Origin of the sequence: Latilactobacillus sp., from assembly GCF_033176295.1 — a bacterium.
Lineage (GTDB): Bacteria > Bacillota > Bacilli > Lactobacillales > Lactobacillaceae > Latilactobacillus > Latilactobacillus sakei.
Genome location: NZ_JAMQEX010000008.1, coordinates 1 through 13,332 on the forward strand (window position 1 = coordinate 1; position 13,332 = coordinate 13,332).

Below are 13,332 nucleotides of genomic sequence, written 5' to 3' on the forward strand. Positions count from 1 at the left end.
TCCCTATATTGGTTGGAATTAGCTACTACCATTGTAAGTGATTGCTTTGGGCTTTTTAATTTCTGTTCGGATTAATTATAGAATTTGCCAAGTCGAATTGACTTCAAAAAAAACATATGGTATTGTTCATGAATGGAAATGTGATGCGCCGTATTACATTTTTAAATAATCAATGGGGAGGCATTATGACACTCTTAAATACAACTGAGATTATGGCGCTAATTCCAAATCGGTACCCGATTATTTATATCGATACTGTTGAGTCGTTAGTACCTGGTGAAGAAGTGGTGGCAATCAAGAACGTCACGATTAATGAACAGTTCATGCGTGGCTATCGTCCCGATTCACCACAGATGCCAAATACATTAATGATTGAAGCCTTGGCACAGACAGCTTCAATATTAATTCTAAAATCACCAGAATTCTTTGGGAAGACAGCTTACCTAGGCGCTGCTAAAAACGTTTTGTTCCACCAAACGGTTCGGCCCGGTGATCAAATCGTCTTCACGGTTAAATTAACTAAGAAAAAAGAAAATATGGGAGTTGTCCAAACCAATGCGACTGTTAATGGTCAAATGGTTTGTGAAGCGGAGCTAACCTTTGTTGTGGCCCCGCGTGATGATCTCCTCGGAAAAAAGTAGAGGTTAACAAATGGCCTTTAAAATAATTGAAACGGCAAGTGCTTTACCCGCCAACATTGTGACTAACGACGATTTAACGGCCATTATGGAAACTTCTAATGAATGGATTGAAAGTCGAACAGGTATTTTAGAAAGACGGATTTCGGAAACGGAAAATACGTCTGATTTATGCTTACGCGTAGCACAAACGTTATTGGACAAGAGCGGTATCGCAGTTTCACAAATTAAGGCGATTATCGTTGCGACGATGACGCCGGATTATTACACACCTTCAACAGCAGCTATTGTGCAGGGGCGATTAGGGGCTGACCAAGCATTTGCGTTTGATATTAGCGCAGCTTGTTCCGGCTTTACTTACGCATTATCTGCTGCGCGAGGATACGTGCAGACACCAGATGATTACGTTTTGGTCATCGGTGGCGAAGTTATTTCCAAAATGCTCGATTGGTCAGACCGCAGTACTGCCGTTTTATTCGGTGATGGCGCTGCGGGTGTCTTGTTACAAGGCACTACCTCTGACCAAGAGAGTTGGGTCAGTGAAAAGCTGATCACGATTGGTACGGAAAGTGACCAATTAGTTTCAGGTTACGCACCGGTTAAACGGCCTAATTTCGGGCAGGTTGGTCAAACGCAAGTCGGGATTGATTTTTTCAAAATGACCGGTAAAGCAATCTACCAATTTTCAACACGGCGCGTGCCTAAGGCGATCGAAGCGGCGGTCCTAGAAGCCGGTTTGACACTTGATCAAATCGATCACTTCTTAGTCCACCAAGCGAATTCACGCTTGATTACAAAAATGGCTAGCATGTTGGATCAACCGCTAACCAAGTTTCCAATGAATTTACAGCACTACGGTAATACTTCGGCTGCCAGTATTCCACTATTATTAGCGGAACAAGTCGAAACAAACCAAATTAAGCGCGGTGATTTATGCGTGCTCTGTGGTTTTGGCGGTGGGTTAACCATCGGCATTCAAATTATTCGTTATTAAAAATAAACTAAAAAAATTAATTAATTATAAGGGGTTTTAATCATGACACAAGCAGACATCTTAAAAAAAGTACAAGCAGTTATTGCAGAACAATTAGACGTTGAAGAAAGCCAAGTAACACCAACAACGAACATCCGTGAAGATTTAGATGCAGATAGCTTAGATATCTTTGAAGTAATGAACCAATTAGAAGATGACATGGAACTTAAATTAGATCCAGACGAATCAATCGTAACGGTTCAAAACGTTGTTGACTACATCGAAAAAACAATAAACAAATAAAGAGTGCGTTTGAAACGGTTTGACTCTGAGCATTAACCGCATTTGGCGAATTGGCGATGGAATCGCTGATTTGACAAATATCGTTAAGCGCAAGAGTCAGTTTCAAAATGGACATTTAGCAATCTAAAGGAGCACAGATGATGGTTAAAATTGGACTTTTAATGAGCGGTCAGGGTAGCGAAGCCGTTGGAATGGGGAATGATTTATATCAAGATTATCCCATTTACCGCGACACGATTGACCAAGCGAGTCAGCTGACACAACTTGATTTACAAAAAATCATGAATGATGCTGATTTATTAGGTCAAACGCGTTATGCACAGCCGGCGATTGTAGCCATGAGCGTTGGGATTAGCCGCATGTTAACAGACGCGGGGGTTTCAACAGCTGGTGCCTTAGGGCTTAGCTTAGGTGAATATTCAGCATTAATTGCCAGTGGCATGTTTGATTTGACGACCGGTTTGCCGCTAGTCGCCAAGCGTGGTGCTTTAATGCAAGCGACTGTTGAAGCACATCCTGGCGCGATGATTGCGATCTTAAAACCTGATATTAATCAAATTCAAGCAGCTTGCGAGACGATTCAAAAGACTGGTGAAACGGTGGCGATTGCGAATTATAATTCGGCCAAACAAATCGTCGTTGGTGGGACTCAAAAGGGGATTCAGGCATTAACAACGTTATTTGAAACGCTTGAAGTAGCGCCTAAAGTGATTCCGTTACCCGTTAAAGGGGCCTTTCACACCGCTTTATTTGAAGAAACGGCGCACCAATTTGAACAAGCACTAGCGCAAGTCACTTTTAAAGAGGGCGTTTATCCCGTGATCAGTAATACAACTGAACAACCTTTTGAAGTCGCTAGCTTACAAGCAACCTTAACCGCACAGATGTATCAACCTACTCATTTTGCGACTGGCCTGACACAATTGGCTAAGCAAGAGGTGACAACGGTTATTGAAGTGGGGCCGGGCAACGCACTTAGCAAGTTTGCACGTCAAACGGTCCCTCAATTAGACCGATTTAATATTAGCAGTAGCGCACAGTTTGAAACTGTCGTGGCTGCCTTGAAAGAAGGCGCACATTAATGACTTCAAATGAAAAAGTAGCCGTGATTACTGGTGGTAGCCGCGGTATTGGTCGGGCAATTACCCTCAAATTTGCAGCAGCAGGTTATCAACTCGTGCTTAATGCGCGTTCAGCATTGGATGCTGAACTCGTCCAAGCAATCGAAGATTTAGGCGTGACCTATTTATTCGTACAAGGCGATATTACCGCAGCAGACACCGCTGATCGTTTGGTGAAAGAAACCTTTGAACGCTATGGTCGATTGGACGTTTTGGTGAATAATGCCGGTATTACGCGCGATAAACTCGTGATGGCGATGTCCGTTGAAGATTTCCAAGCGGTCGTTGATGTCAACTTGGTCGGCACTTTTAGAGTGACCCAAGTGGCCTTCAAAAAAATGTTACGTCAACGCAGTGGTTGTATTATCAACCTTTCAAGCGTGATTGGCCAACACGGTAATATGGGCCAAGCCAATTACGCCGCTAGTAAAGCTGGCGTGATTGGATTCACCCAATCCGTCGCCAAAGAAGGCGCTATGCGCAACGTCCGGTGTAACGCGATTGCACCAGGAATGATTGAAACTGAAATGACGGCGGTCTTAAAACCGAGTGTTAAAGAAGCGATTATGACGCAGATTCCATTACAGCGTTTTGGTCAACCAGAAGAAGTGGCATCGGCCGCTTTATTTTTAGCAGAAAATGACTATTTGACGGGGCAAGTTTTGACTGTCGATGGCGGGATGACAATATAAGTGAGGGATTAAGATGACGAGAGTAGTAATTACAGGAATGGGCGTTGTGGCACCTTTAGGAAACGACGTTGAGACATTTACACGCCGGATTCTAGCGGGCGAATTAGGCATTGGCCCCATTACAAAGTTTGATGCAACCACAACGGGTGTGTCATTAGCTGCCGAAGTTCTTGATTTTGATCCGGCATTACGAATCGGCAAGAAAAAAGCAAAGCGAATGGATTTATTTTCACAATACGCGCTTGATAGTGCACTAGCAGCACTCGAACAAGCCGGTATTAACGACGAAAATACCGTACCAGCCGACATGGGCGTCATTTACGGTTCTGGGATTGGTGGTTTAACCACGATTCAAGAACAAGTGACGCGTATGGTTGAAAAGGGTGCTGATCATATCTCACCACTCTTCGTACCTAAATCAATTGGAAATATGGCTGCGGCCAACATCGCCATTGAAATCGGTGCGCAAAATATTTGTACAACAATCGTAACGGCTTGCTCAAGTGGGGCTAATGCGATAGGTGAAGCTTATCGCCAAATTAAAGAAAATCGGGCCACTGTGATGGTGACCGGTGGTTCTGAAGCCTCAATCAATGAAATTGGGATTGGTGGCTTCGCGGCGTTATCAACGTTATCAACCGCGACAGATCCAACGCGGGCTTCATTGCCTTTTGACGCAGACCGTAAAGGGTTTGTGATGGGTGAAGGTGGCGCCACTTTAATTTTAGAAAGTCTTGAACACGCACAAGCACGCCATGCGACCATTTTAGGTGAAGTCACAGGATACGGGACCAATTGTGATGCCTACCATATGACATCGCCTAATCCAAATGGTGAAGTTGCTGCTCGTGCAATGCAAATGGCAATTGATGAAGCTGGGATTACAGCGGCCGATGTTGATTACGTTAATGCACACGGCACTGGAACGGTTGCCAATGAGTTAGCAGAATCTGCTGCTTTGGCACGTGTTTTTGGTGATGAAGGAACAGTTCCTGTCAGCAGTACAAAGAGTATGACAGGTCATTTATTAGGGGCAGCCGGTGCGCTTGAAGCAATCGTTACAATTGGTGCTTTACAAGCCGGTACTTTGCCACCGAACGTTGGGTTACAAAATACTGATCCGGATTGTCACGTGAACTTAATTAAGACACCATTAGCTGCCCCAGACGCACAATATGGTATGAGTAACTCATTTGGCTTTGGTGGCCATAACGCTGTGTTGTTGTTGAAGAAATGGAGCGATTAGTTAAATGAACTACGATGAAGTCAAAGAAATGGTGGCCTTGTTTAATCAATCGGGCAACCAAGAAATGCAACTTGAAACAAGTGATATCAAACTTTATTTAAATAAACGAGGCGTTCAAGATGTGCAACACGCACCTGTAGCGCCGTCAGTGCCACCCACAACGTCAATGACAAGTATGCCAACTGAGAGCACTGAAGCACCAATGGTTGTTGCTGATGACACAATTGCGATTGAAGCACCGCTGGTTGGGAGTATTTATTTACAACCAGCACCTGCTGATCCAGCTTTCGTGAAGGTTGGTCAAACTGTAGCGGTTGGCGATGTCGTTTGTGTGATTGAAGCCATGAAGATGATGACGGAAGTCAAAAGTACGGTGGCTGGGACAATTACTGAAATCCTCGTTCAAAACGAAGAATTAGTTGAATACCAACAACCACTATTTAAAGTGAAAGAAGGCTAAACCATGTTAGATAGTCAAGAAATCCAAGCGATTCTACCCCATCGTTATCCGATGTTATTAATCGATCGCGTATTGAGTTTCGAACCAGGTGAATTCGCGATTGCACGGAAAAACGTGTCAATCAACGAAGCTGTTTTCCAAGGCCATTTTCCAGGTAATCCAGTATTGCCAGGTGTTTTCATTTTAGAAGCAATGGCCCAAACGGGGGCAGTCGCTTTATTAACGCTTGACCAATTTAAAGGGCGGACAGCCTTTTTTGGTGGCGTTAAGTCGGCTAAATTCAGACGGGTGGTTCGCCCTGGCGACACACTTGAAATTAAAGTCACACTTGAAAAATTAAAAGATCGGATTGGGGTCGGTAAAGCGATCGCAACGGTTGATGGTGAAAAAGCCTGTACCGCAGAATTAACATTTATTATCGAATAGGAGGCACCACGCGATGTTTAAGAAAGTATTAGTCGCTAATCGGGGCGAAATCGCGTTGCACATCATTCGGACGTTAAAAGAAATGGGCATTCCCTCTGTATCGGTTTATTCTAAAGCCGATAAAAGTAGTTTGCACGTTCAATTAGCGGACGAAGCGGTCTGCATCGGCGGTAATCGACCACAAGAATCCTATTTAAATATGCAAAACGTTTTATCCGCAGCGATTGGGACTGGTTGCGACGCGATTCATCCAGGTTACGGTTTTCTATCTGAAAACAGTCAATTTGCTGAAATGTGTGAAGCCTGTGGCGTGACGTTTATCGGCCCTTCTAGCCAAGTGATTGCGCAGATGGGGGATAAAAGTCAGGCCAAAACCAGTATGAAGGCGGCCGCCGTGCCGTTGATTCCTGGGAGTGATGGCCCATTAAAAAGTCTTGCAGACGCTAAAATCGTCGCCGCTAAAGTTGGTTATCCCGTAATGATTAAAGCCGTCGCTGGTGGCGGTGGCAAAGGCATTCGCTTTGTTGATGATGAAAGCCAACTCGCTGACAGTTATGCGCAAGCACAATTAGAAGCGGCTGGTGCTTTTGGCAATGATCAATTGTACCTAGAAAAAATCATGCTGGACGTTAAACATATCGAAGTCCAAATTTTTAGAGATCACTTTGGCAATGCTGTCTACTTCCCAGAACGGGATTGTTCAATGCAACGCTTTAAACAAAAGGTGATTGAAGAAACGCCGTCGGCTTTATTAACCCCGGATGAACGGGCTGAATTGGGCGCAATTGCACTCAAAGCGGCTGAACAAATTAATTATGAAAATACGGGAACCGTTGAATTTTTAATGGACCAAGATCATCAGTTCTATTTCCTAGAAATGAACACCCGAATTCAAGTTGAACATCCGGTAACCGAAATGGTGACGGGTGTCGATCTTGTCCGGGAACAAATTTTGGTGGCCGCGGGGGCACCATTATCATTTGATCAAGCTGCCGTTGAAACGCGTGGCTTTGCGCTTGAATGTCGTTTAAATGCTGAAGATCCGGACAATAACTTTGCCCCATCGGCTGGTACGGTGAACTATTTATACTTACCAACTGGTAACTTAGGTGTGCGCATCGATACGCATTTATTCAGTGGTTATGCAATTTCACCGTTTTACGATGCGATGATTGGCAAGTTAATTACTTGGGGCGCAACGCGAGAAATTGCGATTGCTAAAATGCATCGGGTGCTCAACGAGTTGATTGTCTCAGGGATTAAAACGAATGCACAGTTCCAACAAACGTTATTAGAAGATCCGGTCTTTTTAAGTAGCCAAGCGACGACGGATTATTTAACGTCATTAGCAACAGATTAAAAGGAGGGGCACCATGCAATTATTCAATGCCGTTCGTAATATCGGTAAAGCCCATCTTAAATATAATCAAGAAGCACGACAAAAGGTGCCAGACGGTTTATGGGTTGCCTGTCCTAAGTGTCAGCAATCGATTTATCATAAGGACCTTGGTTATTACCGGACTTGTCCGGTCTGTCAATATGGATTTCGGACGCGGGCTAAGGTTCGCCTAGATTGGTTGGTGGATAGTTTTGAACCAGCCGGCGATCTAGCGCAAACGCCTAATCCGCTCCATTTTCCCAAATATCCGCAGAAATTGCGAAAAGCACAGCAAATCACTGGACTAGAAGATAGTATTCTGACCGGTGTTGCGACTATTAAACAACAAAAATTCGCATTAGGTATCATGGACCCTTATTTTATTATGGGAAGCATGGGTAGTGCGACTGGTGAAAAAATTACACGGCTTTTTGAGCTAGCAACTGAAAAAGGCTTACCCGTGATTTTAATTGCGGCTTCTGGTGGTGCTCGGATGCAAGAAGGGATTTTTTCTTTGATGCAGATGGCTAAAACCTCAGCGGCTGTTAAACAGCATGCCGAACAAGGACTGTTGTATATTAGCTTATTAACCGATCCGACAACCGGTGGGGTAACAGCTAGTTTTGCAACGGAAGCCGATATTATTTTAGCCGAACCCAAAGCGGTGATTGGCTTTGCGGGCCGGCGCGTGATTGAACAGACGATGCACGAACAGATCGCACCGGATTTACAAGATGCTGAAACCGTCTTAAAAAATGGGTTTATTGATCAAATCGTAGCACGTCAGGATCAAAAAAAGGTACTTCATCAATTGTTGAAGTTACATGAAAGAGGGGCTCATTATTAATCGTCAAAAAAAGACAGCCGCTAAGATTGTCGCCGGCGCCCGTAGTAGTCAAAAAATAACGACACCGGCATTATTGGCCAACCTTTTTGATGATTTAATGATTCTCAAAGGCGACCGAGTCGGCGGCGAAGATCCAGCCATTATTGGTGGTATCGCGTTATTTAATAATCAACCGGTGACGGTGATTGCAACTAATAAAGGGACAACACTTGAAGAACGTATGGCGTGTCACTTTGGTTGTCCTGAACCCGCCGGTTATCGCAAAGCACTACGGTTAATGAAGGAAGCAGAAAAATTCAAACGTCCGATTATCACTTTGGTGAATACCGCGGGAGCTTATCCCGGGGCGCACGCTGAAGCGACTGGTCAGGGAATGGCGATTGCCAATAATTTATATGAAATCAGTACTCTGAAAACACCGATGATTAGCGTAATCTTCGGTGAAGGGGGCTCAGGTGGTGCCTTGGCACTTGCCTGTGGCGATCAAGTTTGGATGACCACTGAGAGTATGTATTCCATTTTATCGCCAGAAGGGTTTGCTTCAATTTTATGGAAAGATAGCCAGCGCGCTGATGAAGCGGCGGCAATCATGCAATTAACACCCCAATCTTTACAAGATGCCGGTGTGATTGAAGGGATTATTCAAGAAGAACCAGATGAACACCTTTTCTGTCAAAATATAACCACCGTCTTAACCGAACAATTAAATCAATTACAACAATTACCTGTCGAGACTTTATTGGCCAATCGACAAGCCAGATTTAGGCAATTTTAACGAAAAAAAGGAGTGTCAGAAACGTGTTAAATGGAAAGAAAATCCTAGTGATGGGCGTTGCTAATCAAAGAAGTATCGCGTGGGGATGTGCACAAGCAATTACACAAGCTGGTGGGGAGGTTATTTATACCTACCAAAACGACCGAATTAAACATAGTTTGTCAAAATTTGTCCCCGAAACAAGCTTATTGGTTGAATGTGATGTCAGCGATGATGCCGCAATTGAACAAACTTTTGCTGAAATTAAAGCTAAAGTGGGTCAAATTGATGGGATTGTTCATGCGATCGCCTATGCCAACCGTGAAGAGTTAGAGGGTAAGGTTTATGAAACATCTCGTTCAGGTTACTTATTAGCCCAAGAAATCAGTGCGTATTCATTAATCGCCGTCGCTAAATATGGTCGTGACCTCTTAAAACCAAATGGTAGCATTGTGACAATGACTTACTTTGGTTCAGAACGCGCTGTTCCTAACTACAACGTGATGGGTATCGCCAAAGCATCATTAGAAGCTAGTGTTCGCTATTTAGCACGAGATTTAGGCGCTGATCAAATTCGCGTTAATGCCATTTCTGCAGGGGCCATCAAGACACTCGCAGTGACCGGGGTTAAAGATTTCCGTTCATTATTAGAAGAATCAGAAAAACGAACTGTTGATGGTCAATCAGTCACGATTGAAGAAGTTGGGAATGTCGCTGGGTTCTTACTCAGTGATATGGCAACCGGTGTGACTGGTGACATTATCTACGTTGACAAAGGCGTTCATTTACAATAGACTTAATGACAATCGAGGCGGCGCAGATACAGCGGGTACTTTCCCCGGAACTACGCGATTTGCTCACCCTCTCAGTTCAGCAAGTCCTACCATCAACCAACGCTTATTTGTTGCAACAGCCAATGCGTGATCAGCAATGGTCAGTCGTGATAGCACAACAACAAACACAGGGCCGCGGGCAAAGAGACCACCAATTTGCATCACCGATTGGTGGTCTTTATTTAAGTCTTTTGATGCCAGTTAGAGATTCCGCGCAGTTTAATACCTTTCAACAGACGGCTGCAGCTGGTGTTGCACTTGCTGAGACAATTCAAGCCTTATTACATTATGAAGTTCAGCTTAAATGGGTCAATGATGTCTATGATCAGCAGCAAAAACTGGCGGGTATTTTAACAGAGGGCTACCTGGATGTCACCGGCCGCTTAAGTGGTGTTGTGGTGGGGGTCGGGCTTAATTTTGCCTCAACGATTGAAACTGAACACATTGGTAACTTGCGGGCGCTAGTAGTGGCACAGCAAGTCACGATTAACCAATTTAGTGCCCAGTATCTCAATCGATTGTATACACTCTTACAATTACCAGCCCTTGAACTAACACGACGTTATCAGCGCTGGACGCCTTTGGTTGGTCGTAAGCTTCAAACGATTGCCGGACAACCAGTTCAAGATATAAGTGTTAGTGCACTCAAACCAGATGGTACATTAATTTTAAGTAATCAACAAATCGTGCGAATTGGACAACGAGTCCGGTTTGCAGATTAATGAGCAGGAGGAATTGCGATGTCAGTATCAGTTGCGCGCCGGTTAAGCTATATCGGCGTATGTCTAGCCTTATTAATTGTTTGTGCCCAGATTAGTATTCCGATTTGGATTGTTCCGATTACACTTCAAACACTAGCTGTTGGACTGATTGCAACCGTCTTACCATTACAGTTGAGTAGTGCGGTCATTGCGGCTTATCTATTACTAGGATTAGTTGGATTACCAGTCTTTGCTAATTTTGCCGGTGGGGCGAGTGTTATCGTCGGGCCGACAGGTGGTTATTTATTTGGCTTTATCATCTATATTGGCATCGTGCATTATGGTTTGCATTATTTTGGCCGTTCACGGCGCGTGATGTTTAGTGTTAATTTACTCGCTAGCCTCTGTCAGTTATTAATTGGCACGTTGTGGTTGAGAATAGCACTTCATTTAGGCTGGCAAGCTAGTTTCTTAACTGGTTTTGCGCCCTATGTCCCAATTGAAATATTAAAAAGTGGGCTGATTGTGGCAGTGATTGCACGATTGCCACAACGCATTCAGCAGTTCCGTTAATCATGAAGAAAGTCGCCGAAGAAGGCGGCTTTTTTTGTGGTCAAAAAAAGCAAGATTTGCATAATATGCTATAATAAAACCGTTATCATATTCAAGTACAATGGGGGAGTTTATATGAAAAAGCAAGGGGTATTATTTGGTGCAGCGGCGCTCTTATTATTAGCAGGGTGCAGTCAAAAGGTTGAAGGACCTAAGTCAACAGCCAAAAGCAGCAGTACGAGTCAACAAGTTAAAACATCAAAAAAGGCGAAGAAAACAACGACTAGCTCGGCTAAAAAAGTGAGTCGTAAACAAGTAACACAAACATCGTCTTCAGATAAGGCAGTCTGGTCATCAGCCAAGTCACAAGCGTTGAAGACCTATATGGCCAGTTTTAGTCAAGCGATGAATCAACAATATGCGGATTATCAACCGGGTAATGAAACCCATTTCTTTGGGCTTAATTATCCAAGTTACTTTAAAGAAGACAAACTAGCTGTTGATGATCAACACGTGACAGCTGATTGGTCAGCAGACGGGACTGGCAGCAACGATTACAATGTCGTGGGGATTTATTCAGACAGTGCGGCTGCGCACGATATGTCGGCTCATCTATATCTATTTACGATTCATGACGGCCAACCGGTGGTCTTGATTACAGAACAAAATCAAGGCATGCCAGATGGTCTTGTGCATTTCAAAGAAACAGCCAATACTGACTTAAAACAAAACTTTGCGCAAATTGTCGGTGGTGGCTCGGCAACTTCAACTTCAGAAAGTACCAAAGCAGCGAGTGATGTAAAAGAAAATACGAAGCAAGCGGGTTATCAAGTTCCAGCTACGTTCGAGGGAACTTGGTATAGTAGTGATGCGACTGGTGAAATTACTAAATTACAAATAGCTGGCAATAAGATGATTGATCCTGATCATACAACGGAGTTACACAGTAGTTCGGAAATGAATACTGAAGAACGTGGGTTAGTAAACGGGACTATTGGAATTAATCAGACCACACCCAATTCCGCTAAAATGAATTGGGGACGAGTTGATCCGATTAATTTTGATGGTCGGGAATGGTTAACCGTTCACGGATGGTATCAAACTAATGGTGCAGGACTGCTCTACGGTGTTAAGGATAGGGATATTAATGGCAAGAGTATGCCAGTGTTATCAATACTTGAAACCGCTAGTCGAAGCTCGTATGGACACTATTATCCAACCGAAGAAGCGGCATTAGCAATGAAAGATACTAAATTTGCAGATGAACATAATAGATAAAATGTTAAAAAATTGCGCTTATACGCAATTTTGATTATAATAGCCTAAAAAGAAGGTTATGAGATGTTATTTAAATCAACTGAAGCTAAGCGTGGCGCTTACGAAATGCTACTCAAGCAACAAGCAGCATTATTAGAAGGCGAGACAAATTTAATTGCTAATTTGGCTAATTCTTCGGCCTTGTTGAACCAAACGTTACCAGAAACAGTTTTTGCCGGTTATTATTTGTATCAAGATAATGAGTTAGTTTTAGGGCCTTTTCAAGGCAATGTCTCATGTATGCATATTACAATGGGCAAGGGCGTCTGCGGTGAAGCTGCTGCTGAACAAGCGACTGTGATTGTAACGGATGTGACGAAACATCAAAATTACATCGCCTGCGACTCAACAGCTCGCTCTGAAATCGTCGTACCAATGATGAAAGACGCGCAATTGATCGGCGTTTTAGATCTCGATAGCCGCGAAGTCGGCGCTTATGATGCAGTTGATCAAGAATACTTAGAACGTTACGTGAAGTTATTAATGCAAGCATAAAAAAACAAGGTCCCTTTTAGGGGCCTTGTTTTTAGTTTCTAGAGTGTTGCAATTTGCTTTTTGAGGTGGTAACAAACTTGGGTCACAATCACAATTGCCAACAAACGGTCCAAGTAATCAGTTCCGGCTTGGACAAGCGTGATGCTCGCGAATTGATTGAGGCCGAGGCCACTGAGTAGTTGAACAATCATGCTGGAACCTGAAGACGTAATACCGTGGAATAGGAAATAAGTAATCAGTGAACTAACGACAGTGCCCGGCAAAGCAACGCCAATGGCAACTAACGGAATTTCGCGTTTACTACGTTGATGTTGGTATAAAAACCAACCTGCTAGTAAGCCGGTTAAAAGGCCATCTGGTAAATAGTATAGCGCGAATAAGTCAGTCGTAATACCACTAAGAACGCTACTGGCAGTCGCCGTTAATGCGCCAGCTAAGGGCCCTAGTAAGGCACCGGCAAGGATTGTCCCAATACTGTCGAGGTAAATTGGTAACCGTAAGACGAGCGCAATGTTACTGCCAACGTAATTTAAGGCGATTGCCAAGGCGATAATTGTTAGATGGCGCGTTTTAAATTTTTTCATTAAAGGTTGTTC

General features: G+C 43.7%; 17 protein-coding genes. 16 read left to right on the top strand and 1 reads right to left on the bottom strand.

Features of this window, described 5'->3' with window-relative positions; translation table 11 throughout:
• Positions 1 to 185: 185 nt before the first annotated feature.
• The 16 genes from fabZ (NDN60_RS05210) to NDN60_RS05285 all read left to right on the top strand — a co-directional run bounded on the left by fabZ (NDN60_RS05210) (position 186) and on the right by NDN60_RS05285 (position 12,736).
• Positions 186 to 641 (top strand): 3-hydroxyacyl-ACP dehydratase FabZ, encoded by a 456-nt coding sequence (fabZ, locus tag NDN60_RS05210; RefSeq protein WP_011374518.1) that lies wholly within the window; start codon positions 186 to 188, stop codon positions 639 to 641.
• A 10-nt stretch (positions 642 to 651) separates the two neighbouring features.
• The gene (locus NDN60_RS05215; protein WP_011374519.1) at positions 652 to 1,632 is read left to right on the top strand and encodes a beta-ketoacyl-ACP synthase III; all 981 of its coding nucleotides are present in this window, start codon (positions 652 to 654) and stop codon (positions 1,630 to 1,632) included.
• Between the two features lie 42 nt (positions 1,633 to 1,674).
• On the top strand, positions 1,675 to 1,914 hold the full coding sequence (locus tag NDN60_RS05220; protein ID WP_011374520.1) for an acyl carrier protein: 240 nt from the start codon (positions 1,675 to 1,677) through the stop codon (positions 1,912 to 1,914).
• Positions 1,915 to 2,054: 140 nt separating this feature from the next.
• Complete coding sequence (locus tag NDN60_RS05225; RefSeq protein WP_011374521.1) at positions 2,055 to 2,996, top strand: ACP S-malonyltransferase; 942 nt, start codon at positions 2,055 to 2,057, stop codon at positions 2,994 to 2,996.
• Entirely contained in the window at positions 2,996 to 3,727 is a 732-nt protein-coding gene (fabG, locus tag NDN60_RS05230; RefSeq protein ID WP_011374522.1) for a 3-oxoacyl-[acyl-carrier-protein] reductase, read from the top strand. Before NDN60_RS05225 ends, fabG begins: the two co-directional genes overlap by 1 nt.
• A gap of 13 nt (positions 3,728 to 3,740) precedes the next feature.
• Entirely contained in the window at positions 3,741 to 4,973 is a 1,233-nt protein-coding gene (fabF, locus tag NDN60_RS05235) for a beta-ketoacyl-ACP synthase II (RefSeq protein ID WP_041820810.1), read from the top strand.
• 4 nt (positions 4,974 to 4,977) lie between these two features.
• Positions 4,978 to 5,433 carry an acetyl-CoA carboxylase biotin carboxyl carrier protein gene (accB, locus tag NDN60_RS05240; protein ID WP_099947649.1) on the top strand — a complete coding sequence of 152 codons (456 nt, stop codon included), beginning with the start codon at positions 4,978 to 4,980 and terminating at the stop codon, positions 5,431 to 5,433.
• A gap of 3 nt (positions 5,434 to 5,436) precedes the next feature.
• The gene (fabZ, locus tag NDN60_RS05245) at positions 5,437 to 5,859 is read left to right on the top strand and encodes a 3-hydroxyacyl-ACP dehydratase FabZ (protein ID WP_011374525.1); all 423 of its coding nucleotides are present in this window, start codon (positions 5,437 to 5,439) and stop codon (positions 5,857 to 5,859) included.
• Between the two features lie 13 nt (positions 5,860 to 5,872).
• Positions 5,873 to 7,219: an acetyl-CoA carboxylase biotin carboxylase subunit gene (gene accC, locus NDN60_RS05250; RefSeq protein WP_011374526.1), complete on the top strand. Its 1,347-nt coding sequence runs from the start codon at positions 5,873 to 5,875 to the stop codon at positions 7,217 to 7,219.
• A gap of 13 nt (positions 7,220 to 7,232) precedes the next feature.
• Positions 7,233 to 8,084, top strand: coding sequence for an acetyl-CoA carboxylase carboxyltransferase subunit beta (locus NDN60_RS05255; RefSeq protein ID WP_011374527.1), 852 nt, complete (start codon positions 7,233 to 7,235; stop codon positions 8,082 to 8,084).
• Positions 8,062 to 8,859 (top strand): acetyl-CoA carboxylase carboxyltransferase subunit alpha, encoded by a 798-nt coding sequence (gene accA / locus NDN60_RS05260; protein ID WP_011374528.1) that lies wholly within the window; start codon positions 8,062 to 8,064, stop codon positions 8,857 to 8,859. The genes NDN60_RS05255 and accA overlap by 23 nt, the downstream gene beginning before the upstream one ends.
• 23 nt (positions 8,860 to 8,882) lie before the next feature.
• A complete protein-coding gene (gene fabI, locus NDN60_RS05265; protein ID WP_016265006.1) occupies positions 8,883 to 9,632 on the top strand; it encodes an enoyl-ACP reductase FabI in 750 nt (249 codons plus the stop codon).
• Between the two features lie 5 nt (positions 9,633 to 9,637).
• Positions 9,638 to 10,393 (top strand): biotin--[acetyl-CoA-carboxylase] ligase, encoded by a 756-nt coding sequence (locus NDN60_RS05270; protein WP_011374530.1) that lies wholly within the window; start codon positions 9,638 to 9,640, stop codon positions 10,391 to 10,393.
• An 18-nt stretch (positions 10,394 to 10,411) separates the two neighbouring features.
• Positions 10,412 to 10,945 carry a biotin transporter BioY gene (locus tag NDN60_RS05275; RefSeq protein ID WP_011374531.1) on the top strand — a complete coding sequence of 178 codons (534 nt, stop codon included), beginning with the start codon at positions 10,412 to 10,414 and terminating at the stop codon, positions 10,943 to 10,945.
• Between the two features lie 114 nt (positions 10,946 to 11,059).
• Positions 11,060 to 12,202, top strand: coding sequence for a DUF4767 domain-containing protein (locus NDN60_RS05280; RefSeq protein WP_056948494.1), 1,143 nt, complete (start codon positions 11,060 to 11,062; stop codon positions 12,200 to 12,202).
• 63 nt (positions 12,203 to 12,265) lie between these two features.
• Complete coding sequence (locus tag NDN60_RS05285) at positions 12,266 to 12,736, top strand: GAF domain-containing protein (RefSeq protein WP_011374534.1); 471 nt, start codon at positions 12,266 to 12,268, stop codon at positions 12,734 to 12,736.
• Positions 12,737 to 12,774: 38 nt separating this feature from the next.
• On the opposite strand, the gene NDN60_RS05290 is transcribed toward NDN60_RS05285, so the two are convergent.
• Positions 12,775 to 13,320 (bottom strand): ECF transporter S component, encoded by a 546-nt coding sequence (locus tag NDN60_RS05290; protein ID WP_011374535.1) that lies wholly within the window; start codon positions 13,318 to 13,320, stop codon positions 12,775 to 12,777.
• Between the last annotated feature and the right edge of the window lie 12 nt (positions 13,321 to 13,332).

Excerpts from the sequence above, each read along its gene's own strand:
- fabZ (WP_011374525.1), top strand. The coding sequence starts at position 5,437 with ATGTTAGATAGTCAAGAAATCCAAGCGATTCTACCCCATCGTTATCCG.
- NDN60_RS05270 (WP_011374530.1), top strand. The coding sequence starts at position 9,638 with ATGACAATCGAGGCGGCGCAGATACAGCGGGTACTTTCCCCGGAACTA.
- NDN60_RS05285 (WP_011374534.1), top strand. The coding sequence starts at position 12,266 with ATGTTATTTAAATCAACTGAAGCTAAGCGTGGCGCTTACGAAATGCTA.
- accC (WP_011374526.1), top strand. The coding sequence starts at position 5,873 with ATGTTTAAGAAAGTATTAGTCGCTAATCGGGGCGAAATCGCGTTGCAC.
- NDN60_RS05255 (WP_011374527.1), top strand. The coding sequence starts at position 7,233 with ATGCAATTATTCAATGCCGTTCGTAATATCGGTAAAGCCCATCTTAAA.
- NDN60_RS05275 (WP_011374531.1), top strand. The coding sequence starts at position 10,412 with ATGTCAGTATCAGTTGCGCGCCGGTTAAGCTATATCGGCGTATGTCTA.
- accB (WP_099947649.1), top strand. The coding sequence starts at position 4,978 with ATGAACTACGATGAAGTCAAAGAAATGGTGGCCTTGTTTAATCAATCG.
- NDN60_RS05215 (WP_011374519.1), top strand. The coding sequence starts at position 652 with ATGGCCTTTAAAATAATTGAAACGGCAAGTGCTTTACCCGCCAACATT.
- fabF (WP_041820810.1), top strand. The coding sequence starts at position 3,741 with ATGACGAGAGTAGTAATTACAGGAATGGGCGTTGTGGCACCTTTAGGA.
- NDN60_RS05290 (WP_011374535.1), bottom strand. The coding sequence starts at position 13,320 with ATGAAAAAATTTAAAACGCGCCATCTAACAATTATCGCCTTGGCAATC.
- accA (WP_011374528.1), top strand. The coding sequence starts at position 8,062 with ATGAAAGAGGGGCTCATTATTAATCGTCAAAAAAAGACAGCCGCTAAG.
- fabZ (WP_011374518.1), top strand. The coding sequence starts at position 186 with ATGACACTCTTAAATACAACTGAGATTATGGCGCTAATTCCAAATCGG.
- fabG (WP_011374522.1), top strand. The coding sequence starts at position 2,996 with ATGACTTCAAATGAAAAAGTAGCCGTGATTACTGGTGGTAGCCGCGGT.
- NDN60_RS05225 (WP_011374521.1), top strand. The coding sequence starts at position 2,055 with ATGGTTAAAATTGGACTTTTAATGAGCGGTCAGGGTAGCGAAGCCGTT.
- NDN60_RS05280 (WP_056948494.1), top strand. The coding sequence starts at position 11,060 with ATGAAAAAGCAAGGGGTATTATTTGGTGCAGCGGCGCTCTTATTATTA.
- NDN60_RS05220 (WP_011374520.1), top strand. The coding sequence starts at position 1,675 with ATGACACAAGCAGACATCTTAAAAAAAGTACAAGCAGTTATTGCAGAA.